34 protein-coding genes are annotated in these 23106 nt (G+C 53.3%); 28 read left to right on the top strand and 6 right to left on the bottom strand.

Features of this window, described 5'->3' with window-relative positions:
- Positions 1-120: 120 nt before the first annotated feature.
- The 3 genes from HMPREF3178_RS19020 to HMPREF3178_RS19010 are packed head-to-tail and all read right to left on the bottom strand — an operon-like array spanning position 121 to position 2326.
- On the bottom strand, positions 121-1158 hold the full coding sequence (locus HMPREF3178_RS19020) for a phage integrase (protein WP_070585414.1): 1038 nt from the start codon (positions 1156-1158) through the stop codon (positions 121-123).
- 3 nt (positions 1159-1161) lie between these two features.
- Entirely contained in the window at positions 1162-1728 is a 567-nt protein-coding gene (locus HMPREF3178_RS19015; protein WP_070585411.1) for a PH domain-containing protein, read from the bottom strand.
- Between the two features lie 16 nt (positions 1729-1744).
- Positions 1745-2326 (bottom strand): phage repressor protein CI, encoded by a 582-nt coding sequence (locus HMPREF3178_RS19010; RefSeq protein WP_070585409.1) that lies wholly within the window; start codon positions 2324-2326, stop codon positions 1745-1747.
- A gap of 140 nt (positions 2327-2466) precedes the next feature.
- Between HMPREF3178_RS19010 and HMPREF3178_RS19005 the strand changes: the two genes are divergently transcribed.
- From HMPREF3178_RS19005 to HMPREF3178_RS30170, 10 genes are all read left to right on the top strand, one after another.
- The gene (locus HMPREF3178_RS19005) at positions 2467-2688 is read left to right on the top strand and encodes a helix-turn-helix transcriptional regulator (RefSeq protein ID WP_015460844.1); all 222 of its coding nucleotides are present in this window, start codon (positions 2467-2469) and stop codon (positions 2686-2688) included.
- A 30-nt stretch (positions 2689-2718) separates the two neighbouring features.
- Positions 2719-3222, top strand: coding sequence for a phage regulatory CII family protein (locus HMPREF3178_RS19000; protein ID WP_070585407.1), 504 nt, complete (start codon positions 2719-2721; stop codon positions 3220-3222).
- A 9-nt stretch (positions 3223-3231) separates the two neighbouring features.
- The gene (locus HMPREF3178_RS18995) at positions 3232-3426 is read left to right on the top strand and encodes a phage filamentation protein Fil family protein (protein ID WP_070585406.1); all 195 of its coding nucleotides are present in this window, start codon (positions 3232-3234) and stop codon (positions 3424-3426) included.
- Positions 3416-3844 (top strand): hypothetical protein, encoded by a 429-nt coding sequence (locus tag HMPREF3178_RS18990; RefSeq protein WP_032411117.1) that lies wholly within the window; start codon positions 3416-3418, stop codon positions 3842-3844. Before HMPREF3178_RS18995 ends, HMPREF3178_RS18990 begins: the two co-directional genes overlap by 11 nt.
- Entirely contained in the window at positions 3844-4245 is a 402-nt protein-coding gene (locus tag HMPREF3178_RS18985; protein WP_070585404.1) for a hypothetical protein, read from the top strand. The genes HMPREF3178_RS18990 and HMPREF3178_RS18985 overlap by 1 nt, the downstream gene beginning before the upstream one ends.
- Before the next feature lie 66 nt (positions 4246-4311).
- Positions 4312-4545: a DUF2732 family protein gene (locus HMPREF3178_RS18980; protein ID WP_070585401.1), complete on the top strand. Its 234-nt coding sequence runs from the start codon at positions 4312-4314 to the stop codon at positions 4543-4545.
- The gene (locus HMPREF3178_RS18975) at positions 4536-5126 is read left to right on the top strand and encodes a 3'-5' exonuclease (protein WP_070585399.1); all 591 of its coding nucleotides are present in this window, start codon (positions 4536-4538) and stop codon (positions 5124-5126) included. The genes HMPREF3178_RS18980 and HMPREF3178_RS18975 overlap by 10 nt, the downstream gene beginning before the upstream one ends.
- Complete coding sequence (locus HMPREF3178_RS18970) at positions 5123-5980, top strand: DNA adenine methylase (RefSeq protein ID WP_070585398.1); 858 nt, start codon at positions 5123-5125, stop codon at positions 5978-5980. The genes HMPREF3178_RS18975 and HMPREF3178_RS18970 overlap by 4 nt, the downstream gene beginning before the upstream one ends.
- Entirely contained in the window at positions 5977-7998 is a 2022-nt protein-coding gene (locus HMPREF3178_RS18965; RefSeq protein WP_070585396.1) for a replication endonuclease, read from the top strand. The genes HMPREF3178_RS18970 and HMPREF3178_RS18965 overlap by 4 nt, the downstream gene beginning before the upstream one ends.
- Before the next feature lie 108 nt (positions 7999-8106).
- Complete coding sequence (locus HMPREF3178_RS30170; protein WP_077270130.1) at positions 8107-8313, top strand: hypothetical protein; 207 nt, start codon at positions 8107-8109, stop codon at positions 8311-8313.
- On the opposite strand, the gene HMPREF3178_RS18960 is transcribed toward HMPREF3178_RS30170, so the two are convergent.
- Genes HMPREF3178_RS18960 through HMPREF3178_RS18950 form a run of 3 tightly spaced genes read right to left on the bottom strand, consistent with a single transcriptional unit; the run spans position 8287 to position 11431 of the window.
- Entirely contained in the window at positions 8287-8610 is a 324-nt protein-coding gene (locus HMPREF3178_RS18960) for an Ogr/Delta-like zinc finger protein (protein ID WP_038431884.1), read from the bottom strand. The genes HMPREF3178_RS30170 and HMPREF3178_RS18960 overlap by 27 nt on opposite strands.
- Positions 8607-9656: a phage portal protein gene (locus HMPREF3178_RS18955; protein ID WP_070585394.1), complete on the bottom strand. Its 1050-nt coding sequence runs from the start codon at positions 9654-9656 to the stop codon at positions 8607-8609. The genes HMPREF3178_RS18960 and HMPREF3178_RS18955 overlap by 4 nt, the downstream gene beginning before the upstream one ends.
- Positions 9653-11431: a terminase large subunit domain-containing protein gene (locus tag HMPREF3178_RS18950; RefSeq protein WP_070585393.1), complete on the bottom strand. Its 1779-nt coding sequence runs from the start codon at positions 11429-11431 to the stop codon at positions 9653-9655. The genes HMPREF3178_RS18955 and HMPREF3178_RS18950 overlap by 4 nt, the downstream gene beginning before the upstream one ends.
- Positions 11432-11603: 172 nt before the next feature.
- Between HMPREF3178_RS18950 and HMPREF3178_RS18945 the strand changes: the two genes are divergently transcribed.
- The 18 genes from HMPREF3178_RS18945 (at position 11604) to HMPREF3178_RS18870 (ending at position 23099) form a co-directional block, all read left to right on the top strand.
- Positions 11604-12398, top strand: coding sequence for a GPO family capsid scaffolding protein (locus HMPREF3178_RS18945; RefSeq protein ID WP_070585391.1), 795 nt, complete (start codon positions 11604-11606; stop codon positions 12396-12398).
- Positions 12399-12460: 62 nt separating this feature from the next.
- Complete coding sequence (locus HMPREF3178_RS18940) at positions 12461-13483, top strand: phage major capsid protein, P2 family (RefSeq protein ID WP_070585389.1); 1023 nt, start codon at positions 12461-12463, stop codon at positions 13481-13483.
- Between the two features lie 3 nt (positions 13484-13486).
- The gene (gpM, locus tag HMPREF3178_RS18935; RefSeq protein ID WP_070585387.1) at positions 13487-14188 is read left to right on the top strand and encodes a phage terminase small subunit; all 702 of its coding nucleotides are present in this window, start codon (positions 13487-13489) and stop codon (positions 14186-14188) included.
- Positions 14189-14284: 96 nt separating this feature from the next.
- Positions 14285-14737 carry a head completion/stabilization protein gene (locus HMPREF3178_RS18930; protein ID WP_070585385.1) on the top strand — a complete coding sequence of 151 codons (453 nt, stop codon included), beginning with the start codon at positions 14285-14287 and terminating at the stop codon, positions 14735-14737.
- The gene (locus HMPREF3178_RS18925; protein ID WP_070585383.1) at positions 14734-15237 is read left to right on the top strand and encodes a phage tail protein; all 504 of its coding nucleotides are present in this window, start codon (positions 14734-14736) and stop codon (positions 15235-15237) included. The genes HMPREF3178_RS18930 and HMPREF3178_RS18925 overlap by 4 nt, the downstream gene beginning before the upstream one ends.
- Entirely contained in the window at positions 15237-15953 is a 717-nt protein-coding gene (locus HMPREF3178_RS18920) for a hypothetical protein (protein ID WP_070585381.1), read from the top strand. The genes HMPREF3178_RS18925 and HMPREF3178_RS18920 overlap by 1 nt, the downstream gene beginning before the upstream one ends.
- Entirely contained in the window at positions 15940-17058 is a 1119-nt protein-coding gene (locus tag HMPREF3178_RS18915) for a DUF2586 domain-containing protein (protein ID WP_070585379.1), read from the top strand. The genes HMPREF3178_RS18920 and HMPREF3178_RS18915 overlap by 14 nt, the downstream gene beginning before the upstream one ends.
- Positions 17055-17513 carry a phage protein gene (locus tag HMPREF3178_RS18910; protein ID WP_038431874.1) on the top strand — a complete coding sequence of 153 codons (459 nt, stop codon included), beginning with the start codon at positions 17055-17057 and terminating at the stop codon, positions 17511-17513. The genes HMPREF3178_RS18915 and HMPREF3178_RS18910 overlap by 4 nt, the downstream gene beginning before the upstream one ends.
- Positions 17514-17522: 9 nt before the next feature.
- Positions 17523-17813 carry a phage holin family protein gene (locus HMPREF3178_RS18905; protein ID WP_042920132.1) on the top strand — a complete coding sequence of 97 codons (291 nt, stop codon included), beginning with the start codon at positions 17523-17525 and terminating at the stop codon, positions 17811-17813.
- Positions 17810-18151 carry a M15 family metallopeptidase gene (locus tag HMPREF3178_RS18900; protein WP_070585377.1) on the top strand — a complete coding sequence of 114 codons (342 nt, stop codon included), beginning with the start codon at positions 17810-17812 and terminating at the stop codon, positions 18149-18151. Before HMPREF3178_RS18905 ends, HMPREF3178_RS18900 begins: the two co-directional genes overlap by 4 nt.
- Positions 18151-18483 (top strand): hypothetical protein, encoded by a 333-nt coding sequence (locus tag HMPREF3178_RS18895; RefSeq protein ID WP_070585375.1) that lies wholly within the window; start codon positions 18151-18153, stop codon positions 18481-18483. Before HMPREF3178_RS18900 ends, HMPREF3178_RS18895 begins: the two co-directional genes overlap by 1 nt.
- A complete protein-coding gene (locus tag HMPREF3178_RS31820) occupies positions 18455-18649 on the top strand; it encodes a hypothetical protein (RefSeq protein ID WP_077270129.1) in 195 nt (64 codons plus the stop codon). The genes HMPREF3178_RS18895 and HMPREF3178_RS31820 overlap by 29 nt, the downstream gene beginning before the upstream one ends.
- Positions 18600-18893, top strand: a complete 294-nt coding sequence (locus HMPREF3178_RS18890) for a putative phage tail assembly chaperone (RefSeq protein ID WP_217494334.1) — start codon at positions 18600-18602, stop codon at positions 18891-18893. Before HMPREF3178_RS31820 ends, HMPREF3178_RS18890 begins: the two co-directional genes overlap by 50 nt.
- A gap of 32 nt (positions 18894-18925) precedes the next feature.
- The gene (locus tag HMPREF3178_RS32220; RefSeq protein WP_416371862.1) at positions 18926-19081 is read left to right on the top strand and encodes a DUF6890 family protein; all 156 of its coding nucleotides are present in this window, start codon (positions 18926-18928) and stop codon (positions 19079-19081) included.
- Complete coding sequence (locus HMPREF3178_RS18885) at positions 19081-20961, top strand: phage tail tape measure protein (RefSeq protein ID WP_070585371.1); 1881 nt, start codon at positions 19081-19083, stop codon at positions 20959-20961. Before HMPREF3178_RS32220 ends, HMPREF3178_RS18885 begins: the two co-directional genes overlap by 1 nt.
- A complete protein-coding gene (locus tag HMPREF3178_RS18880) occupies positions 20958-21287 on the top strand; it encodes a DUF2590 family protein (protein ID WP_070585370.1) in 330 nt (109 codons plus the stop codon). The genes HMPREF3178_RS18885 and HMPREF3178_RS18880 overlap by 4 nt, the downstream gene beginning before the upstream one ends.
- On the top strand, positions 21284-22468 hold the full coding sequence (locus HMPREF3178_RS18875) for a baseplate J/gp47 family protein (protein WP_070585368.1): 1185 nt from the start codon (positions 21284-21286) through the stop codon (positions 22466-22468). Before HMPREF3178_RS18880 ends, HMPREF3178_RS18875 begins: the two co-directional genes overlap by 4 nt.
- On the top strand, positions 22461-23099 hold the full coding sequence (locus HMPREF3178_RS18870) for a hypothetical protein (RefSeq protein WP_070585366.1): 639 nt from the start codon (positions 22461-22463) through the stop codon (positions 23097-23099). Before HMPREF3178_RS18875 ends, HMPREF3178_RS18870 begins: the two co-directional genes overlap by 8 nt.
- The last annotated feature ends 7 nt before the right edge of the window (positions 23100-23106 follow it).

Genomic DNA, 23106 nt, shown 5'->3' with positions numbered 1-23106 from the left:
GCTGGACTTGAACCAGCGACCAAGCGATTATGAGAACCATAACAGCCAATGTATAAACAATAACTTAGATATAAATCAGCAATTTACAAAACCAATATCCACCAATAAGGGCCAGTATTCTTAAGTTTCTGCGACACTTTTGCGACATTTTAGAGGGTTAAGTTTTAACGCTTCCTCTAGATGGTTTGGCGCGAAGTGGGCGTAACGCATCGTCATTTTGATATCGGTATGCCCGAGTATTTTTTGAAGCACCAGTATATTCCCGCCATTCATCATAAAATGGGATGCAAAGGTGTGTCTGAGAACGTGCGTCAACTGCCCAGCCGGTAATTCAATCCCCGCTCTTTCCAGAGCTGATCTAAAGGCGTAATAACATGGGATAAAAAGTGACCCATTCTTTTTTGGAAGTTCGGCTATGATTTCTGAGTCAAGTGGGATGGTGCGGTTACGCTTCCCTTTGGTCTTTATGAATGTGACCTTTCCCGTTGTTATCTGACTGCGTTTCAGTTTTTCAGCCTCCCCCCATCGAGCGCCAGTAGACAGGCAAACTTTCACTACCATTTCCAGATCTTTCGCAGAACTGAGGCGGCATTCCTCTAAAAGCTTGTCAATCTGTTCACCAGTCAGGTAGGCCATTTCACTTTCTTCTGTTCTGAACTGACGAACGTTTTCTAATGGGTTCGGTGCATCCCATTCACCGAGCCGCTTTAATTCATTAAATACAGCGAGGAAATAAGCGTGCTCCAGGTTCATGGTTCGCGGCGAAACCTGAGCAACGCGCTTAGTACGGGCAAAATGGCCATCAAGTCTTTTAGCCCTATAAGCGGTGAACAGCTGCGCGGTGAACTCAGTAGCCATCGGGGAACCCATGCACTCGTCAGCCCATAACATGGCGCTTTTACGCTTTTCACCATCGCGCAGGGTTATCCCGTGGCGCTCAAACCAGAGATGTATCAAATCTGAAAGGCGGCGTTTATCCTTTCCTTGTCCAAGCCAGGGAGTGTCCTCGACTTTTTGAAGGGTGTAGTTTTCAAACGCAAGCGCTTCGCCTTTGGTGGCGAATTTTTTGCGTACCCGCTTACCGTCTTTACCGTCGCTTCGGTCTACGGTGTAAAAATCAGCAACCCATTGGCCATTGGATAATTTTCTTACAGGCATAAATTAACCATTAAGAATACGTTGTTTCTGTTGTTGAAATTCCTCTTCAGTCAGTATTCCTTCTTCTTTCATTTCGGCTAGGCGTTCAATTTTTGACATTTGTTCGTCAAAAGATTGGGTGGCTTTAGTTGGTTCTTGTTTTGGTTGGGCGGCGGAGTTCAAAGTGTTTCTTGTTTCATTCACCAGGTTTGTAAATGGAATTACTGAACCCTTCATTACATTTTTAATTGTGTAATTTTGACCGCTGGTAGAAATCATAATCTCCCCAAACATAAGCCCTGTTTTACCGCCAACGCTAACAATATTATTAAGATTAATGTCAACCTGCTTAACACCAAAAATCATGCCTTTATCAAGAAAGATTACTCGTTTGTTGGTCAGGGTTATGAGCCATGTGTTTCCATCCATCATCCCACTGGCAATTGCCAATGGTTGTTCGCTGGAGTTTAAAATCTCAGGGAGATGGAAAAATTCTTTTTTTGTACCAAAGGGGGTATCAGATACAACGCTAGCTAGGCGTTTCATCTCTGCTTTCAGCTGATCTTTTGATGCTGTTTTGTAGTCAATCATATTCAAATCCTTATGTTTATTTTATTGTTAATACAACTTTGCCCAGTATTTTTATATCTTCAATTGAACAGTCGAAGGCCATTCCAACGCCACTAACTCTTACCTTTTTGATAGGAATGCGGGTGAGGGTTCGAATACTGGATTTACTTTCAATTTCAACTAACCATTGATTGTCATAGACTTCGTTGAAGGTGGTATCAACGATAAACTGGGTATTACCATCCAGAACGCATAGCGGTGCTGATGGCAGAGGAAACCCGGGTAAAAATGAGACTTTATCTAGCATGTACATGCCTGCTTCGTATAGAAGTCCGTCCACGATTTTGCGCCTAGGCATTTTCAAAATATCTAGTTCTTCATCGTCAAACTTCCTGCCTTGACCAGTAGCGAGCCATTCCAGACAGGCGCCAGTTTCAGCTACACACCTAACAACCATATCAGCCGGAAATATCCCCCTCTTGAAACGCGCAGATAGGCTACTGGAAGCCATATCAAAATGGTCTGCAAGTTGGAGTTTTGATGTGAAGCCGTAGGCGTCTACGACTCGATCCAAGACGTCGCTACTGTGTCCGATCTGCTCGAAGGAAAATTTGCTCATTAGCTCACTCTTTCGGTTAAGTCGAAATCTTTATTGATTTCTCGATTAAGTCGAAGTAGAGTCTCCGTGTTGTCGATTAAGTCGAATATAGGTCGATAAAAAAGGATATTGGCGTATCCCTAACCGGAGGAGTTTGCATTATGCGTCCCAACATTACAATCGTGATCCCCGATCCATACATCCCACTTGATGAATATTGCCGCCGTACTGGTATGTCCCGTAGCACTGCTGAGAACTTGATTTCATACGGAAAATTGCCAATCAAACCAAAAGGAGCGCAGAAAAAGGGGCTGGTTGAAGTGAACATGGCCGCCTTAACCGTGATGGCATTAAGCGAATGTGATGTTTCGCTTAACGCGTAATTCATCCTACGGATTAGGGAGGAGCTAACAATGTTTGATTATCAGACTTCTAAACATGCCCATTTTGATGCGGCTTGCCGAGCGTTTGCGCTGGCGCACAACCTGGAAGATGTGGCCGCTGCTGTTGGTATGCGTCCGCAGATTCTGCGCAATAAGTTGAACCCAATTCAACCACACCGCCTGACGTGCGATGAATTGCTGGCGATTACTGACCACACAGAAGATGCCCGCCTGCTGGATGGGCTTCTGAGCCAGATTAATTGCCTGCCGTCAGTTCCAGTGAACAATGCCACGCCAGGGAATATGCAGTTTTGTGCCCTGACCGCCACCGCCAGTGTCGGTGCGATCGCTGGGGAAGCCGTATCAACGGAGTGCATGACCTCCGCCCGTCGAAATCAAATCCTTGATCGCGCCCGCGATGCCATCCGCAGCCTTTCCGTGCTGGCTTATACCGTTGAGAGCCGTATTCAATCCGCGCCGGTGCTGGCTGCTGCTGTCGATATCGTGACAACTAACGTCACAGGAATGATGTGAGGGAAAACAATGAAAGCCTTTGTTACCTATTTGAAGCACCAGTCACCACCTATGCAGCTGGCCAGCGGTTCAACTGGCTGGATTGAGCTGCCAGATGGTCAGCGCTGGAATCCCAGCCACGTATATAAATTTAAGGCGCATCAACCGCGCCGCCGTTGGTGGCATCGCCTGATGGGATTAGTGCGGGGGCAGTATGGCCATTAATCAGGAACAGCAAAAGCTGGGGCTGGCGCAACTGCGCAACATACGTCGCAAATATTTCAGTAACAGCAGTGAAGCCGCAGATTGGTGGGACAAGTTAACGCCGGAGTGGCGCGGGGTTGTCCTCCATGCTGCGGGCGTCTCTTCCGGATCCGGGGAGTTTAAAGCCAGTCTTAGCAAGTGTTGCTGGCGCGAACTTTTCGAACGTCTGGACTATCGCGCCATGATCCACTTGCGCCAGGGCATATCCAGGGCGCGTCTGACTTTTGAGGGTTTCGGTTCGTTGCGGGACTCTGATTTTTCAGCCCGTACAGCACATGACAGGCCGATTAAAAAAGCGCATCCGATTAATAGCCGCAACGGGGTGCAGATGATTATTGCGCCTCATATCGTTAGCAAAATGCAGCAGGAGAATCACTAATGTCCATTATTTCGGTAGACGCTAAAGAGCTGGGGCGCGAGCTGGCCGCATGGGGCGTACCACACAATTACGCCATTCTCTTTGTGGAAAAAAGCACCGTAAAAAATAATCGTGTTGCCCTACATCCGTTTTTCTTTAATGACACTGAGCATGTGACCAGTCAGCGCCACTGGCTGGCCGTAAATGCGGCTTACTGGTGCTGTGTTTATCGTGAGGCGCAAAACCAGTATCAGCAGGTTGAAGCGCTGGCCAGTATCCGTTCCATGTACTACCTGGCGGGGTCGTTGGGTGCTGGCGAAATTAAGGCGCTGATCCAGGAGTGGTGGCGCAATACCTATGAGCTGCATAAGGTGCCCGCGCCGAGCTATTCAGTAGTACCTGTTACCTTTTCCTTCCACTAACTATCCATCTGAATTTTTGGCCGTCATTGCGATGGTCGGGGATTCTTTTGCCTTGAGGAAACCATTATGCAGATGATTCGCCAGAATTTACCCGTCGCAAAATCCGGTACAGACCTGTTGCAGTTGCTCGCCAGAGCTACGCAGGAGGGAAAAGCCGCTGCCGCAGACCTGTGCGCTACGCGCCTGGACAAGCTGGCAACCCATGCCGCTAACGAGGGGCTGAGCGCCGCCGAGATTGTAGAGTTGATGCGTGAAGAAGCTGCGGCTATTTGCAGCAAAGGCGGTGCCGCATGGAACTGAAAAGCAAAAAGTTACAGTCTGTTATTCGCGCTGCACAGTGGCTTGAAGAAGACCGCTTGTTTATTGATACCGAAACAACGGGACTGGGTGATGATGCGGAAATAGTTGAAATATGCATCATTGACAGGTCTGGTCGTATTCTGCTTAACACGCTCGTTAAGCCCACTAAGCCTATTCCTGATGAGGCAATCGCCATTCATGGAATAACCAATGAAATGGTTGCCTTTGCCCCTGCATGGACTGATATATGCGGGGCCGTTGAAGAGTTGTTTAGGCGTTTTGGCTTTGTTATCTATAACACTGAATATGACATTCGGCTGATTCGTCAGACTTATGAACTGACCGGAAGATCTTCCGATGCAGGGCCGTGGATGCTTGCAGACCATGCTGTTTGTGCGATGAAACTTTATGCTGAGTATCGTGGTGAGCCAGGGAAATATAGCGCCTATAAATGGCACAAGTTAGTTGATGCCGCTGCGCATGAAGGTGTTGTGGTTGAGGGGCAGGCACATCGTGCTTTAGCTGATTGCCAAATGACATTAGGTGTCATTAAAGCATTAGCACAGGGCGGTGCCGTATGACCATTAGATCTCCGCTTAAGTGGGTGGGCAGTAAAGCCCGCCTCATGCCGCAGCTGCTCCCGCACCTGCCGGAAGGCAAACGCCTGGTTGAGCCGTTCGCGGGTTCATGCGCCGTCATGATGAATACTGATTATGACGAATACCTGATCGCTGACCTGAACCCGGATTTAGTCAATCTGTATAAGGCGATGGCCTACCATACCGACGCGTTTCTTTTGGAACTTGAATCCCTGTTTTCTGCCGGGGCTTTAGGCGAACAGGAGAGCTGCGCAGTTTTTTACTATGCCGTGCGGGATGCGTTTAATTTGTCAGGAAAGGGGCTTGGATCTGAAAGCGTTGAAGCCGCTGCCCGTTTCATGTACCTGAACCGCCACGGCTTTAACGGGCTTTGCCGTTACAACCGCCGTGGCCAGTTCAATGTCCCGTTTGGGAAGTACAAGAAAAACTATTTCCCGCAGAAAGAAGTTAGGGCATTTGCTGATAAGGCGAAACGCGCGACGTTCATCACTGCGCATTACTCCGAAACGCTGGCACTGGTTCGCGCCGGGGATGTGGTCTATTGCGATCCTCCATATCTGACGGAATCAGGAAATTTCACCTCATACACTGAAAGCGGCTTTTCACATCTTGATCAGGGGCGGCTGGCCAGAAAACTGCGCCGTCTTGCTGAAAAGGGCGTGAGTGTTGTTGCTTCAAACAGCGATCTGGAAATGGTGCATTACCTTTACGCCGGGTTTGAGGCGATAAAGGTTAACGCGCCCAGAAGTGTTGGTGCCGCAGCTGCAAGCCAGAAATCAGCCGCAGAGCTGATCCTGAAAACCCCAGCGGGTTCTGTTGCAATGGCTTGCGCATGACGCACGTTGCTTATGGCCAACATCACGCCGTCGATGCCTGGCGGCGTGATACTTTTGCGCCAGGAACGCCAGCGAATGCGACGCTCACAGAGCGCCGTTTGTGGGCAGTTAACCCACAGGATTATGAATGGCGCTCACAATTTCTTCACGAGATACCCGACTGGTTAGCCGGGTATTTTGGCAACCGTTACGAAAAGCTGTTTGCTGGCCGTGACGGCCGCCGCCGTGCCAATACATTCCTGCGCAAGACCATCGGCGGGAATGTATTGCCACGTCTGCGGAAAGTGGCCGCTCGTTACCAGCTGGCCGCTGATGTATTCGATCTCCCTTTTGGCAAGTCATTGCAGCGTTTGCCATCGCTTGACCGTACAGATCTCAAAAAGCTGTCTGGCCAGGTTTCTGGCTGGATAGCTCAGATGTTTTATGACTTCACCGACACGCTGAAGGGCAAACCAAAAGACGAAAGGGAAATGCGCCAGCGCACGCTGGAGGCTTACCGCAACCTTTGCTCGCTTTCCCTCATGCTGAACAATCAGCCGCCGTACTGGGCAGAACATGAAGCCAATGAAGGCCATCTGGAAACCCGAAAAGCGGAGTCCGGGATTTTGCGTCTCATGGCACCGGAATGGTGGTATCAGCGCCTGAAGCGTGCCCGTGATCTGCAACGTGAACATCTGGCCATCGCCGTTGGCCAGGTGCAGAAATCTGCCAGCGCCTACGTATCACGTAAAACCCTGGGCGAATGGATAGACCAGAAGAAACGTAATCTGGAGTTCTTTAAAAAGTTTGATCTGATGGACGAAGAGGGCAACCGCATTGCGCTGGACAGCATGGTACACCGCAGCGTTGCTAACCCGGCCATTCGTCGCTGTGAACTGATGGTGCGCATGCGTGGGTTTGAAGATATCGCCAATGAACAGGGACTGGCTGGCGAGTTTTACACAATCACTGCGCCTTCACGATATCACGCTGTACACAGCAAGGGCGGCTTTGTGTCTCAGTGGAACGGATTAAGTCCACGGGACACGCAGCGTTATTTATGCAACGTCTGGGCAAAAGCACGCGCGGCGATATCCCGTGCCGGTATTCATATTTTTGGTTTTCGCGTGGTGGAACCACACCACGATGGGACACCGCACTGGCATATGCTGCTGTTCATGCGGCCGCATGACGTTGAGGCGGTGCGCGATATCCTTTGCTATCACGCCAGGATTGCCGATTCAGAAGAGCTTCAGACACCCAACGCGCTTAAAGCGCGTTTTCACGTTGAGCCCATCGATCCCGCTAAAGGATCGGCAACGGGGTATATCGCTAAATACATCTCAAAAAATATCGATGGCTTTGCGCTCGATAGCGAACAGGATGAAGAAACCGGGGAAAACCTGCGTGATATGGCCAAATCCGTATCAGCCTGGGCATCCCGCTGGCGTATTCGCCAGTTTCAGCAAATTGGTGGTGCGCCTGTGACTGTCTGGCGGGAGTTGCGCCGCCTGGGCGATCAGCGCCTGACTGATAGCCGCATGGATGCGGTGCTGGCGGCGGCTGATGTTGGAGACTGGGCCGCCTATACCCAGTTGCAGGGGGGCGCTCTGGTTGCGCGTCGAGATCTGGTTGTTCGCTTGGCCTATGAAATAACAGAGCAGGGTAACGAGTACGCCGAAGATGTTCAGCGTGTGCAGGGTATCTATTCACCTTTGATCCCTGATTCTGAAGTTTGCACCCGTCTGGTTAAGTGGCAGAAGGTTGCGAAGTTGGCCGAAGCGCCAGCGGAGGCGGGGTTTTTTGGCGGCAGCGCCGCCCCTTGGAGTTCTGTCAATAACTGTACGGAGGGTGAAGCCCCCTGGCGGTTAAAAAGTGATTTAAACCAGAGGGGGTTTGACGGAACCGACGAAGAAATAGCCATACTGATGCGCGGCAGCGGGCTGATGTATGGCCGGGGAACGTTGATTTACAGGAATGGTCGGTTACAGGAGAAACAACATGATGCGAGCAGCCAGCGCTGGCCGGGTTGGTCATGATGTGATCTGAAGTTATACAAGGAGTATCTTAAACCACTGTTTTTTATTTAAAACATGTGATTTAATAAATACTGTTTATTTATACAGTATTGTGATTTAGGGGGTTGCATGGATTTGCTGGAGGCGTCAGCTCAGCTTGAACGTATTGAGTTACTCGCAAAAATTTCCCATTTTGAAGAAATGACAAGTAAAGAAAAAACAGTTGCTTTGGGCTGGATTGGTGAGATAGCGGAAGAGCTTGGAAAGGAAGTTCGAAAGAGTTTGCAAAGCCCCCAGTGCAGGGGCATTTCACGCGGCGGGTGTGGCTTTCAGTAGATCAAGCGCCATCTGCTTCTGAACAGGTGACAGGTTGTTAAGCAGAGCCTGAACCATCGCATCACCTGTTTTCGCACTCGGGCTGAGAGTGTGGGAAAAAGTCAGGTTCATAACAAAAGTATGCCCACACTCTACGTCCGCACAGGCGCAGTAAATATCAGCAATCTGCCGGTGCTTCCGGTTTGTCTTGCGAATAACCGCCTTTGAGCCGCATTCCGGGCATTCGATTTTCAGCACGCGCATATTCCACTCTCCAGCTGTCAAAATATGCCTGGATTTTAGCCTTTTTTGTCTCATGCCGCATCCTTATCCGTTGTTTCATCTGAAAAATGTAGGTGCAGTCGTGGGGGAACTTCAGGATCGCCGTTGATGGCCATCGCCAGGCGGCGCTGAACCGGGCGTACTTCGTTGCGTTTATAGGTTCGCTCTGTCTTTTCCGGGTCGCCCAGTCCCGCCGCATTTTGCGGCACGATACCGGCCAGCCCGGCCGGAAAGCGGTGCGCATTCAGAATGTCCTGGGCGCTGATGTTCTTCACGTTGGCAAATTCATCCTTTGCAGAAATATCGCCCATTTCAATGAATTTGATGGCGTCGCCCTCACCACCGGGGATATTCACCAGGATGGTGGAGAAGTTGCCGATCCCCTTGCTGTCACGCAGCTGCTGTTCAATCTCTTCCTCCATCTCGTCCGTCATGCTGGGGTCGCGGGTGTAGAGGATACCGCCCGTGTGCGCACCATTGTGGTAGTAGCGACGGCGGAAAATAACCGCTTCGCTGTTGAGCAGCGCAGAGTGGACGCCGCCGATGTAGTCCGGCAGGCCATAGATATGCTGCTGCGGGTCGTACATCTTGATGAAAATAATATCTTCCTCCGGGTAAACCAGTGGCTCTCCTTCCTGTAGTACCACATAGTCGCCTGGAACCGGCTGCGCGTTCTCCCTGTCCTTACGGCGTCGCATGTAAAGGCCAGGCAGCGGTGCCAGGTCGATAACGTCACCCCAGCCATTGCGGATTTTTGCAATGGCGATATCACCGAAGGTCAGAAAATCAAACACCGCCGCGTCAAGTTCGTCATGGGTCAGGCCACCGCTGATGTAGTCCGATATCACCATATTTTTGCGGGCGTGCAGGATGCCGCCGTGCTGGCCGTTCAGGTTAATCAGCTGCGCCAGCGCCAGGCGGTCTATTGGCTGGGTGTAGTGATCGGCGGCGTTGTCGTACCAGATATCCCGGTAATCCGTACCGGTAGTCAGCACCGGCTCGGGTTTGCCGAACGAAATAATGCTCATCTTTTTGGCTTTATCGCCGCGCTTGTTACGGGCGGTATATCGTTTTTTCGTCATGCTGCCTTCTTCATTCCCCAACGGGATTTTGGTTTATTTTCGTAGTTCAGCGGTTCGTTGTGCAGGGCGTGGGTGATCGCCCAGAATGATTCTGCGTGGCCCGTCTCCGGGCTGCGGTCTGCAACAAAGGTCATGGCGTTACCGCTCTGTGTGGTGGTGCGCCGGATGGCCATAAAGCTGGCCGGGATCTCCTTCAGCTCTTTGTCCCACTCAATGCGCTGACTTTCCACCACGTCCGCGGCTTTCAGTACCAGCTGGTTTTTGGTGCTCATGTCGTAGCGAATGGGAACAGCCACGCGCATGGCAAAGTGCTGGATATTGTCAAAGACGCCCTGGCCGATGCCGGTCACGTCAATACCCAGGTAGGTGAAGTTGTAGCGCTTAAACAGCGTCTCTATCTGCTGAGCCTGCCAGCGGAAGTTCATCCCCTTCCAGTTAAAGACGGCCAGTACGCGGAATTTTTCTGCGGCCAGTACCGGAGGGGCCAGTATGATAAAGCAGGATAAATCCCCGCTGCGGGCCGGGTCGAAGCCGCCCCATACCGGGCGATTGCCGAACGGCCGCGCAGCGTTCGGATCGTGATCCTGCCATGCTTCCGTTTCGACGGCGCACGCTTCCAGGTCGGAGAAGCTGAAAACACTATCTTTGCTGTCAACGAACACGCACATATAGAGCATATTGAAGGTGGAATCGTTGTAGCGGTTGCGCAGTTTTTCGATGCTGGCCAGGTTGAACCCGCCCGCGATCGCATCCTCCATCGTGATGATGTAGCGCCACTGGCCATCCGGGCAGAGTTGCCCGCCGTCGCGCATTTCATCAAATGACGGAAACTTAACGGCCGCGCGTTTTTTACTGCCTCTTTTCCACTCTTCGCCTGTCCAGAACGGGTAGGCCTGGTGCGTTTTCGCGGACGGGGTGGAAAAGTAGGTGGTGCGCCATTTGTCATGCGTGGCCATTGCGCTGGCCACTTCGTTAAGCCTGGCGAAGTTCGGCACCCAGAAATATTCATCGCAGTACAGATGGCCGCTGTAGGACTGCGCGGTATTTTTGTTAGTGGACAAAAAGCGCAGTTCTGCGCCGTTGCTGAGCCTGATCGGATTGCCGGTCAGGGTGATACCGAAATACTGTTCAGCGATATTGACAATATAAGAGCGGAAATATTCTGCCTGAACTTTTGATGCAGAAAGGAATATTTGCGGATCGCCGGTCATGACGGCGTTTTCAAACGCCTCAAAAGCAAAATACCAGGTCGCGCCAATCTGACGGCTTTTCAGAATGTTGCGCACCTGCTGGCCAATGTTCAGGCGCAGATGTTTCTGATAGTCGAAAAGATGCTCATCGGCCCAAGTATCGAAGTCCTCCTGGGTGAGGGAGGAAATATCGTTCTTCTTATACTTACGCTTTTTACGCGGCTCGCCGTCGTCATTCCCGTTATCGCAGGCGTGATCGGCGTGTGCTCCCTTGCTTGAGGCCAGTTTCTCTTTATGTTTATTGCTCTGCGCCCGCAGCTTCACGGCGTGCGCAATGAGCATGTCCATTTCTTTCAGGTCGAGATCGGTTTTTCCGTCGCGTCTGGTCAGCAGCTGGTAGCGGCGTTCAATCGCCTCCTCAGTGCTTTCAAAACTGAGCAAATCTGCCCAGCCATCTTTATGCGCCCAGTAGTAAATGATCCGCGCATTCGGCAGATTTAATTCTGATGCAATTTCTTTTGGCGTATAGCGGCGCAGATAAAGTGCCCGCGCCACGCCTTTTAATTCGTCGGAGTATTTAGCCATAGATTTAATTATGCCGTGGCCTGAATTAAAAAACGGCGGTCGATGTTCGGGGTTGTTCGGAATAAGCGCTTAACCGAATTAACCAGAATTAAGCCGGATGCGGTCTGGGGATTATTTCGCAATAATTCAGTTCACAGCATGAGATTCATTAAATCGGCAGGGGAGGGAATATGTGTCGCATTTAAAAACGGGTTGGCTGTGCGTCGCGACTGAAGGCGATACGGTTGACGGGCGGGTGATTGAGCGACAGTGGATTATCGACATGGGGGAAACCTACGACGCTAATCATTATGCCGCCCTGCTGTGGCCGGAGCATGAGCGCGATTTCGGGAATTTTGGCGAGGTGCTGGAAGCTGAATGGCATGAGGGTGAGGACGGGCTGGCGAGATTGTTTGTCAGTATCCGCCCGAATAAGCGCCTGATTTATGCCAATGACGAAGGTCAGCTGTTGTTTTTCTCCGTAGAGCCGGAGCTGAACTGGCGCGGCGGTGAGCGCACCTATCTGATGGGGCTGGGTGTCACGGATAATCCGGCCAGCACAGGCACAACAAGACTGCGATTCGGTCGCCGTCGATTGAACAGGCAGGGATATTACAGTGGTGTGATCTCCCGTGATGGAAAAATTAAACAGGATGGACTGATGAAAAACTGGCAAAAACTTTTTGGTCTGAAGCCGAAATTTGAAAGCGAAAACCAGGCTGACGATACGCCAGCGGGTGATGATAAGTTGCAGGCGCTGGCCAGCGCATTAAACGATCTGGAAGCGCGTGTGGGGGCTATCGAAACGCAGCTTAATTCTGTACAGGACGATGTTGATACCATTTCTGAAGTGGTAGATACCGAAGAGTTTGCCGCTATTCGTGATAATGCGGCAGAAATTGTGACCCGCTTTAATGAACTGGGTAATAACGGTAAACGTAAACAGCGTCAGATCCCAGGCAAGGCCGGAAAATTTAATTTCCTGTAATTGTTCGCGCTGCGAATAACGTAGAAACAAAATTTATTATCGCTTAATGGCGAGGGAGTTTTATGCACCTTAATAACCGTGCGCGGGAATTACTGGACAAATATTCGGCGGGGATGGCGCAGCAGTTTGGGGCGCGTGATACCAGCCGTTATTTTGCCCTGAATGACCCGCAGGAAAATGCGTTGCGTCTGGCCCTGCTGGAATCGGTGGAGTTCCTGAACATGATCACCTGTCTGGACGTTGACCAGCTGAGTGGCCAGGTGATTTCCGTAGGGTCGTCTGTACTGCGTACCGGCCGCAGCGAAAATGGGCGCTTTATCCGTCAGGTCGGCGTGGACGGTAACGATTATTCCCTGGTGGAAACCGACAGTTGTGCCGCCCTGCGCTGGGATCTGCTTTCCGTCTGGGCGAATGCCGGGAAAGAAGAGAATGAGTTTTACAACCTGGTGCAGGCGTTTACCACCCAGGCGTTTGCGCTGGACATGCTGCGCATTGGCTTTAACGGTAAGAGTCGCGCCAAAACCACCGATCCGACTGCGAATCCGAACGGTGAAGACGTCAACATCGGCTGGCATGAGCGCATGAAAACGCTGCTCAATGGCAACCAGATTATGACCGATCCGGTCGTGCTGGACGATGCCGGAGATTATCACTCTCTGGATGCGATGGCGTCAGACCTGATTAACGCCAAAATTCCGGCGCAGTTCCGCAATGACCCGCGTCTGGTGGTGCTGGTCGGTGCCGATCTGGTGGCGGCGGAGCAGTACCGGCTGTATCAGGCGGCAGACCGTCCGACTGAGAAAATCGCCGCGCAGCTGCTGGGTAACACCATCGCGGGCCGTAAGGCCATTATTCCGCCGTTTATGCCGGGAAAACGCATGGTTGTAACGCCACTCAGTAACCTGCACATCTACACCCAGCGTAACACCCGTCAGCGCAAGGCTGAGTTTGTTGATGACCGTAAGCAGTTTGAAAACAAATACCTGCGCAACGAAGGTTACGCCGTTGAGGTGCCGGAATTGTACGCCGCGATCGACGAGTCCGCCGTGACCATCGGCAAGGTCAGTGAGCAGCCGGAGGGCTAATAAATGGCACTTTCTCCCGCACAACGGCACAGTCAGCGCATCGCCACTGAACGCCAGTTACAGCGCAGTCAGGCAGTGGACAGCAGCGAGAGTATGCACATTCTGGTGAAAGCGCTGGAAAAGGACGTGGAACAGGCGCGGAGCATTCAGTTTATTCCCGATCGCATTGTATTTAAGCGGGATGTGCTGCTTCCTCGCTGGGTGCCCACGGTGGAAGCCTATCTGGCCAGCGGCCAGGTATACGCAAACCCGGTTTTCGCCTGGTGCGTGATCTGGCTGTTTGATGTGGGAAATCTGGATAAGGCGCTTGACTGGGCGGATATCGCTATCAGACAGCAGCAGGCCACGCCTGACCGTCTGCGCAGCAACTTTCCCACGTTCGTGGCCGATACGATGCTGGCGTGGGCGGAAGAGTCTGCCGGACGCGGGGAAAGTATCGAACCGTATTTTTCGCGCACCTTTGAGCGCGTCGCCAATACCTGGCGGCTGCATGAGCAGGTCACGGCGAAGTGGTTCAAATTCGCCGGACTGGAACTGCTGCGCAATGAGGATGGCCAGAAGACGGCGGCGGGCGTGGACGATATCGACACGCTGGAAAAAGCCGATCGGTTACTGGCTGTCGCGGAACAGCACTATTTCAAAATCGGCGTGAAAACAGCCCGGCAGACCATCGCCGCACGTCTGCGCAAACTGACGCAAGGCTGACAACTACCAACCGCCAGACGGGCGCGGTGGAGGGCAAATCACTGATGTGAATTTGCGCCGTGGAAACCGGTCAGCCCGTCTTTTTAAGGGGGATTTATGTTCAGTGGCAACCCGATTGATTACCAGGATGAGCAACTGAGCAATAACGGCTTCTGGCCGGACTTAAACCTGAAGGATTTTCAGGTACAGCGCTCCCTGCCGCCAGATATCGACGCAGAAACACTCGCGCAGGCGTTGTTGAGTGCTGTGATGGAAGTTAACGCAGAGCTGGAAGGGGTACAGGCCGGATATCTGGCAAAAGGGCATCTGACGGCAGAAGCGGTGCCGGGTGTCACGATGAATGGCCTGAACGGTTTATGCGCCCAGTACACCAAAGCGGTGTTTGCGCGGGGAAAGGCGGATTTGCTGGGCGAGTTCGCTACCATCGGGCGGCGTGACTCGCACCCGGGGCAGGAAAGCGCGGAGACACGCGCCGGGCTGTTAACTGAAGCCTCGGTGGTGATCCGCAGAATGAAGGGGTTGAAGAGAGCAACGGTGAAAAAGGTATGAAAAACACACAGCTGGAATCACTGACCGCCTTTTTCAGGGAAAACGTACCCGCCCGCGCAATGGGGGCATTTACCAGCGTCATGGACGAAATGCAGTTTATTCCCGCTGCAAAGGATTTGGGGCTGGGACAGTACCGCCAGGCGGTTATCCGTTACAGCGCCGTGCTTTCCTGGGAGCGCTTTCCGTACCGGATTTGCGATCCGCGCCTGCTGTTTTCGCTGATGGCCGCGTGGCTTGACGACACAGACCGGGAATTGTTCGACGAGCTGGGGATTAACGAGGCCGATCCTGACTGGGATGTATCGGTGGACAGCGAAGAAACGGCCACGGTGCTGGTCAGTGTCCCGATGGTGGAAGAGCTGGTTCTGGTGCCTGATGAAAAAGGGGCCATTCCGTGGCGGGGGCAACGCTGGCGACTGGCTGACCCTGAGATCTGGACGGCATTCAGTGCGCAGATTTTTGGCGCTGACAGCACCGGTGCGCCGGTAGGGGATGCCTGATGATTATCGGTGGCGAGCTGAACAAATCCCAGCTTGCGGAGCTGCGCAAAACGCTGGCCCGCGCAGACCTGCCAAAAGCGAAGCGGCAGCGCCTGCTGTGGCGTCTGGCCAAATACGGGCTGATCGCCGCCGCAAAGCGAAACGTCCGCAATCAGGCTGATCCGGATGGGGAAGCCTGGCCGGGGCGCAGGACGAAGCGCAAAGGCAAAATGCTGCGCAACATGCCGAAGTTGCTGCATATCAGGGATATGCCGGAAATCAGCGCAGTGCGGGTGTATCTCCAGGGAGGTGGCTACCGCAACGGCACAGGGGATGTGCCTGCCGGGGTGGTGGCGTACAGCCAGCAGAACGGAATGAGCGTCAGGGTCAACCGCAGCAGCGTCAGGCGCGGCAACAGGGCCGGGCAGATGGCGACGCCCGCTCAGGTAAAACGCCTGCGGGGGCTGGGCTACCGGGTCAGGAAGGGTAAGCGCTGGCGTAAGCCCACGGGCAAAGAAATGCTGGCGTCAATGCCCTATGACCAGGCCGGTCTGCTGATCCGCAAACTGTCGGGTAAGGCGGTAAAGGACAGCTGGACGATTGATCTGCCAGCCCGTGAGTTTCTGGGCATGAGTGACCAGGATTTCAGTCAGGCACTTGCTCGTCAGTTGCAGGGGATTGGCTTCGGCTGGGATGTAAGAGCACAGGATATAAGGGGACGAAATGGCGTGGCCTAATGTTGGGGTGAATCAGCTGAATCAGCAGCAGGGCGAAACCACGGAAGTGGAACGCGTGTTGCTGTTTGTCGGCCGGGGAACCGTGAATACCGGCAAAACGTTGCCGGTGAACAGCCAGAGCGATCTGGATGTGTTGCTGGGTGAGGCTGACAGCGATCTGAAACGTCAGCTGACTGCGGCCCGCGACAATGCCGGGCAAAACTGGTGGGCGTTTGTGCGGGTGCTGGATGAGGACGGGAAGTGGACAGATGCTGTGCAGGATGCGCAGCAGGTGGCCTCTGTGGAAGGTGTAGTGCTGTGCGATGCGGTTTCAGAGAAGGCTGTGATTAATGAAGCCATCACGCTGCGTAGCACCCTGATCGCGAAATATGGCCGCTGGGTGTGGTTTATCCTGGCTGTTCAGGCAATGCAGGCGGACGAAGCCCAGGCCGATTATCTGGCGCGACTGACTGCGCTACAGGCGGGGATATCTGAAAAATCCGTTTGTCTGGTGCCGGTGCTGTGGGGCAATGAGCCAGGCGTGCTTGCCGGGCGACTCTGTAACCGCGCCGTGACCATCGCGGACAGCCCGGCACGGGTCAAAACCGGGGCGCTGGTCAGCATGGGAAGTGATGATGTGCCGGTAGATGGCGACGGTGTATCGCTTCAGCTGGCCACGCTTCAGGCACTGGAAGCCCAGCGTTTTAGTGTACCGATGTGGTATGCGGACTATGACGGTTACTACTGGTCTGACTGCCGCACGCTGGATGCGGAGGGAGGCGATTACCAGGCGCTGGAGATGGTGCGGATCGTCGATAAAGTCGCCCGTCGCGTGCGACTGCTTGCCATTGCCAAAATTGCCGATCGGGCGCTGAACAGCACGCCGGGAAGCATTGCGGCAAACCAGCTGTATTTTGCCCGGCCACTGCGCGAAATGTCGAAATCCAGCGAAATTAACGGGGTGCAGTTTCCAGGGGAGATCAAATCACCGAAAGACGGCGATGTGACTATTGTCTGGAAAACGCGCAAAAAAGTGGAGGTTTATGTAGTGATCCGTCCGTATGAGATGCCGCTGGAAATCACCATCAATCTGATGCTGGATGCCAGCCTTGAGGGGGCCGCATGAGTAAGCGTATTTCCGGGGCGTCGTTTGACACCTACTGGGGGACGGATTTGATCCACGTCGAAAAGCTGACGCTGGATATTACGGATAACACTGCGCTGGCGCAGACGAAGGGGGTGCCGGATGGCTATGTGGACGGGGATGTGTCCGCTGAGGGAGAAATTGAACTGTCCATCAAGGCACTGGCCACCCTCAAGGCGCAGGCCAGTTCAGCAGGGTCGTGGCGTGGTATTCCGGTTGCGGACATGCTCTTTTACGGCAAAGCCGGAGAGGAAGAGGCCAAAATTGAAGCCTTCGGCGTCAAGCTGGTACTGAGCAGCATTCTCGACCTCGATCCGAAGGGCGGCTCTCTGTCCACCCGCAAAATCAAAGTGCTGGTTACAGACCCGCGCTTTATCAATATCGACGGCATTCCGTATCTGGAGCCGGAAACCACGCAGAGCCTGATCGCATCGTAAGGGAGAGTTATGCAGGAGTATGAAAAGGGGTTTATCACTTTGGCCATCATGGGGGCGCTGATTGCGCTGGGTAAGATGCTGACCAGTAATGAGCCGATTACCGCCCGCCTGATCCTGGGGCGCGTTATCGTCGGCAGTGCATTGTCTCTCGCCGCAGGCGTGGCGCTGTACTTTGTGCCGGATATCCACCCGCTGGCGCTGGCAGGGATTGGCTCCGCGCTGGGTATTGCGGGTCTGAACGGCGTGGAAGTGTGGCTGCGTAAAAAAGGCTTTGATTTGGGTAAAGGAGTCGGGAAATGACGTTAAGCGAAAAACAACAGCTGTTTGTGGTGATGGTGGCCAATCTGATCCACTGGGCCGAAGAGCACGGCTACCGTCTGACGTTTGGTGAAGCCTACCGCACACCGGAGCAGGCGGCGCTGAACGCGAAAAAGGGCAGCGGGATTTCCAATAGTCTGCACACCCAGCGTCTGGCAGTGGATTTCAATCTGTTTATGAACGGCCAGTATAAGACCCGCACAGAGGATTACCGCCCCCTGGGCGAATACTGGGAGTCGCTGGGCGGCAGCTGGGGCGGTCGCTTCAAAACCAACCCGGACGGCAATCACTTCAGCCTGGAACATAACGGGGTGCGCTGATGGAAAGGCTTGTCGCGGGTGTGCTGCTGCTTTGCGTGCTGGCATTTGCCGGAGGGTGGAAAGTGGCCACCTGGCAGCATGACAGCGTGGCGCTGGAAATCAGCAAGGCGGCGACGGCTACCGGCAACCGCCTGGCGGACGTGGCAAGCCAGTCCGGGCGCAGGCTTGAAGAGCAACTGGAGGCTTTGAAAAATGCGCCACCGCGTGAGATCCGCACCGAAGTGGTTAAGCCGGTGTTCACTAACGTGTGCATGTCTGATGATTTTGTCCGCATGTACAACGACGCCGCTGCCAGTACCGAACGTGCGCTTTCAGGAAAACCTGAAAACTAAATGTGTAGTGAGCCTGCCGAGGCTTGCAGGTGTTACGGGCAGGGATGCCGCAGAGCTATTAACATTTTATCTCGACCTTTACGGGCAGTGTGCCGCCCGTCATAACCAGCTGGTTGATGAAATTAATTTACGAGAGGATTTACAGCGTGGAAAAACAGATTATTGAACTGACCGTGGCCGGAAAGGATATTGCTTTTGAACCGAATATCGCGGCATACAATAAATTAATTAACGATATGTCAATGGATAATAAAGTGTCACCGGCACATAATTATCTGATGCGTATTGTGACGGCGGAAACCAAAGAGAATCTGGCGGATATTCTGAAGTTACCGGGTGCAGCATTGCAGCTGGTTAACGAAGTAAATAAACGCTTTGCGCCTGAGCTGGATATTGTCGCAAAAAACTGAGCTCCCGGATTACCGCCATTAATCAGAACGGGATGGAGCAGTATTATATTTTGCGCAGACATTATTTACCATGCGGTGATGATTCACTGGATGATATTGCTGCTGCATTGTGGCTGGATAATCGCTACTGGGAAAATATGAGTGTGGCAGTAGCGAACGGAATTGGGACTGCTTTTAAGGGAAACTAATGAACAGCCTGGATTTTACGTTAAGTCTGATTGATAAATTCACGCGCCCGCTCAGGGCCGCGCAGAATTCGGCTGTTCAGTTCGCGGATAAGTCCGTTCAGGCGTTTAAACGTATCGGTATCGGTGGTGCTGCCCTGTATGGCGTGGGGCAGTCCATCGGCGGAATGCTGGCACCGGCATTTGATATGTTTAACGCACTTCAGGAGCAGTCCGCGAGGGGCATTGATTCTGGTGTGCTGAAGAGTGTTCAGCGTGACGCGCTGGCCTTCAGCACCACTTACGGTACGGTGGCCACAGATTTTGTCAGTTCAACCGCGGAGATTAACAGCGCCATCGCCGGGCTGACCGGGCAGGAGCTGCCGAAGGTGACGAAGGTCGCCAACCTGATGGCCTTCGAGATGAAGTCCTCCACGGGCGAAACGGCTGAGTTTATGCGCCAGATGTTCGCTAACTTCCGCACTGATGCCGATTCGCTGGGGAAAGTGCAGTTTGCCGAGCAACTGGCCGGGAAAATGACGCTGATGCGCCAGCGCTTCGGGCTGGAAATGGGGATGGTAAAAGACCTGATGGAAGGTGCTCGCGGCGCGGGCACCAACTACGGGGTCGGCATGAATGAGCAACTGGCCGTGATGGGTGAGTTGAGTCGCACCCTGGGAACGGAAGCCAGTAGCGCCTACGAGGGATTTATGACCTCAGCTATTGAGGGCGGTAAAAAACTGGGCCTCTCGTTCACCGATACAGCCGGGAAAATGCTCTCCATGCCGGATATTCTCACTAAGTTACAGGGGAAATACGGCCAGAGCCTGGAAGGAAACCTGAAGGCCCAGAAGGAGCTTGACGACGCCTTTGGCGACAGTTCGGCGGTGGTAAAGCAGCTTTACGGCAATGTGTCCGTGCTCCAGCGAAATATCACCGAGTTGGGCGGCGCGGATGGGCTTAAACGCACCCAGGAGGCGGCAGCAAAACTGGTTAAACCGATGGATCGGTTTATGGCCATTATCCGGGCCGTTCAGATTGCCATCGGGTTAACGCTGGTTCCGGCGCTTAACCCTCTGCTGGACTGGGCCGCGCGGACAGGCCAGACCTTTGCCCGCTGGATGAGCCTGTTTCCGAATATCGCCCGCGTGGTGGGATGGGTGTCAATGGCGGTACTGGGGTTTGCTGCGGTGGGGGCGATCCTGAATATTGTCATGGGGCTGTCTGCTTTCATCCTGACCGGCTGGGGAGCCGCGCTGAAACTGGTCAGTGGAGCGCTGACGGTGGTTCGTACGGCAGCGATGCTGACCGGTGCCGCCATTAACTTTATGAGCTGGCCGGTTTTGTTGGTTATTGGGGTCATCGCGCTGCTGGTCGCCGGGTGTTATCTGCTGATTAAGCACTGGGACACGGTCAAAGCCGCCGTGATGGATACGGCTGCATTTCAGGTTGTGGCGCAGGCCGTCAGCTGGCTGGCGAATCTCTTTACCTCCGTGTGGGAATATATTTCAGCGGGCTGGAATAGCTTTATTGCGCTGCTGACGGGGTTTTCACCGCTCGACGCATTAAGCGGCATGGCGTCGGGAATAATGAAACTCTTTGATGGAATATGGCAGGCCATTAAAAAAAGTTTTACCACATCGTGGAACTGGATTGTCGATAAACTAAATATGATCCCCGGCGTGAATATCAGCACAACAACAACGCCGCCCGTTACAGAAAATAAAATTTCAACGGGTGGCCAGTTACGCAGCGTTGAGCCGGGCGGTATCAGTCGAACCATTAATAACAGCAACAATAATAAAGTGGATAAGCGCGGAAACAGCATTGGTACGGTGAATATTTATCCGCAGGAGCCGTTTACGCCGGGCAAATTGCAGGAATGGCAGGAGATGGGGTTATGAGTGATGTGTTATATATCGACCTGCTGATTACAAATGATGATTTTGTCCTGAATACCGGTAATGAGCCTGTTTTATGTAATAACCGCCAGAGTATCGGACAGGACGTGATTCACAGCATTATTGAAAGCGGGCTGGCAACGGAATTAATTGCCGAACGTAGCCCGACACTGCGCGGCGATATTTTTACCCGCATGGAATTGCTGATTGAAGACGATGAACGGCTGATACCCGGCACGGTATCCATTACCGAAGAAACCCTGTCGCGCCTGTGGGTGACGGCAGACACCTATGATTTTGGGCCGCTGTCGTTGAGGGTGGATCTATGACGGAAAAACCGCAGGTGGATTTTGAAACCCTGGTCAATGAAAGCGGTATGCCTGCAACGGCCGACGAGGCCCGCAGCCGGTTTAATGCCATCGCCGCTGATGAGGGCATTATCACAAACACGTCGAAAATGTCGCCGTTCTGGCGGCTGATCACATCCATCGTCACTGCGCCGGTGATGTGGCTGCGCGATGTGATGATCCATACCGTGCTGGCCAATATGTTTGTAGCGACGGCAACCGGGCAGATGCTGCGTCTGCTGGCCTGGGCGGTCAATATCAAGGTGAAACCGGCAACGGCCGCTCAGGGTGTGATCCGATTCTATAAAGCCTCACCGGCCGCAGCCGTCACGATTAAAGCCGGAACGCTGGTGCAGACCGAGCGAATCAACGGCACCGTATACCGCCTGGCGGTCACGGAAGATTTCACCCTCACCGCAGGCACCGCCAGCGCACTGGTGCCGGTGAAAGCGGAGGGGACGGGCGGGGCGTATAACCTCGCGCCGGGATATTACCGGATTTTGCCTGTGGCGGTGTCAGGTATCAGCCATGTGGTGAGTGAAGAAAACTGGCTGACGGTGCCGGGTGCTGATGAGGAGAGCGACGATGAACTGCGTGAACGCTGCCGTAACCAGTTCAACCTGGTGGGTAATTACCACACCGATGCGGTTTACCGATCCATGATTGCGGGTATCGCCGGGTTGAGTATTGACCGTATCTATTTTGAGCACGACGCTCCCCGTGGCCCCGGAACCGCTAACGCCTATTTGTTGCTGGACAGCGGCGTGATCTCCGATCCGTTTGTAGCGGTGGTGAATGACTACATCAACACGCAGGGCCACCACGGACACGGCGATGATATGCAGTGTTTCGCTATGCCGGAAACATCCCACGATCTGGATGTTGTCCTGTACCTGCCTGATCCGGACAACATGCTGGCCGATGAGCGTGATGCGCTGTTGTCCGGGGTGGAAAATCTGGTGCGCAGCGCGTTTCGGGAAAATACGGATTATGACGTGAAGAAGACGTGGCCATATGGTCGGTTCTCCTTCTCTAATCTGGGCCGGGAGATCCACCGGACATTTACGGCGGTGGATTCAGTCACTTTCTCGCTTCGGGATATCGTCAGTGAGCTGAATGTGCCGCGCCTGGCCAGCCTGACGGTGAGTATCGAACATGACTGATTTTAATAAAAAACTGGCCGGGTTAACGCTGCCGTCATGGATGAACAAAGGCGAGCCGCGCAAGTTACTGAATACGGCCCGGCGCTTCTGGCAGCAGGTCTGGCAGTGGATAACCTGGCCGGTGAACCAGTTCGATCCGCTGACCTGTTCGGAGTCGATTTTACGGCTGATGGCCTATGACCGGGATATTACCCGCTTCAATGGTGAGCCGCTGTACCTGTTCAGAAAGCGTGTGGCGTATGCCTTTGTGAACGCGGCGGACTCAGGTTCTATCGCCGGGTTTATTGCCATCTTTGAACGTCTGGGTATCGGCTACGTGGAGCTGCTGGAGCGCCAGCCGGACATAGACTGGGATGTGATTATTGTCCGCGTTTCGGACAGCCAGATTGCCCAGAACGCCGATCTGATGATGCAGATCATTCGCCAGTACGGCCGCACCTGCCGGCGCTATCGGTTTGAGGTGATGACCACGCTTCAGCTGTATATCAACGCCGGGTGGAATGACGGGGAATTAATCTGCTATTACGCCGGGGAATATATCGGCGGGGAAAAACGGCTGGACGGGGAATATGTCTGTTTCCCGGCCAGTGATGGAATCAATGATAACGCCATGTTTGGCGCAAAACTGTAGGTATTAT

The sequence above is a fragment of the Klebsiella sp. HMSC09D12 genome (genome assembly GCF_001808475.1).
GTDB classification, from domain to species: domain Bacteria; phylum Pseudomonadota; class Gammaproteobacteria; order Enterobacterales; family Enterobacteriaceae; genus Klebsiella; species Klebsiella oxytoca.
Note: the sequence above shows the minus strand (reverse complement) of the source record. Positions and strands in the feature narration are given on the sequence as shown.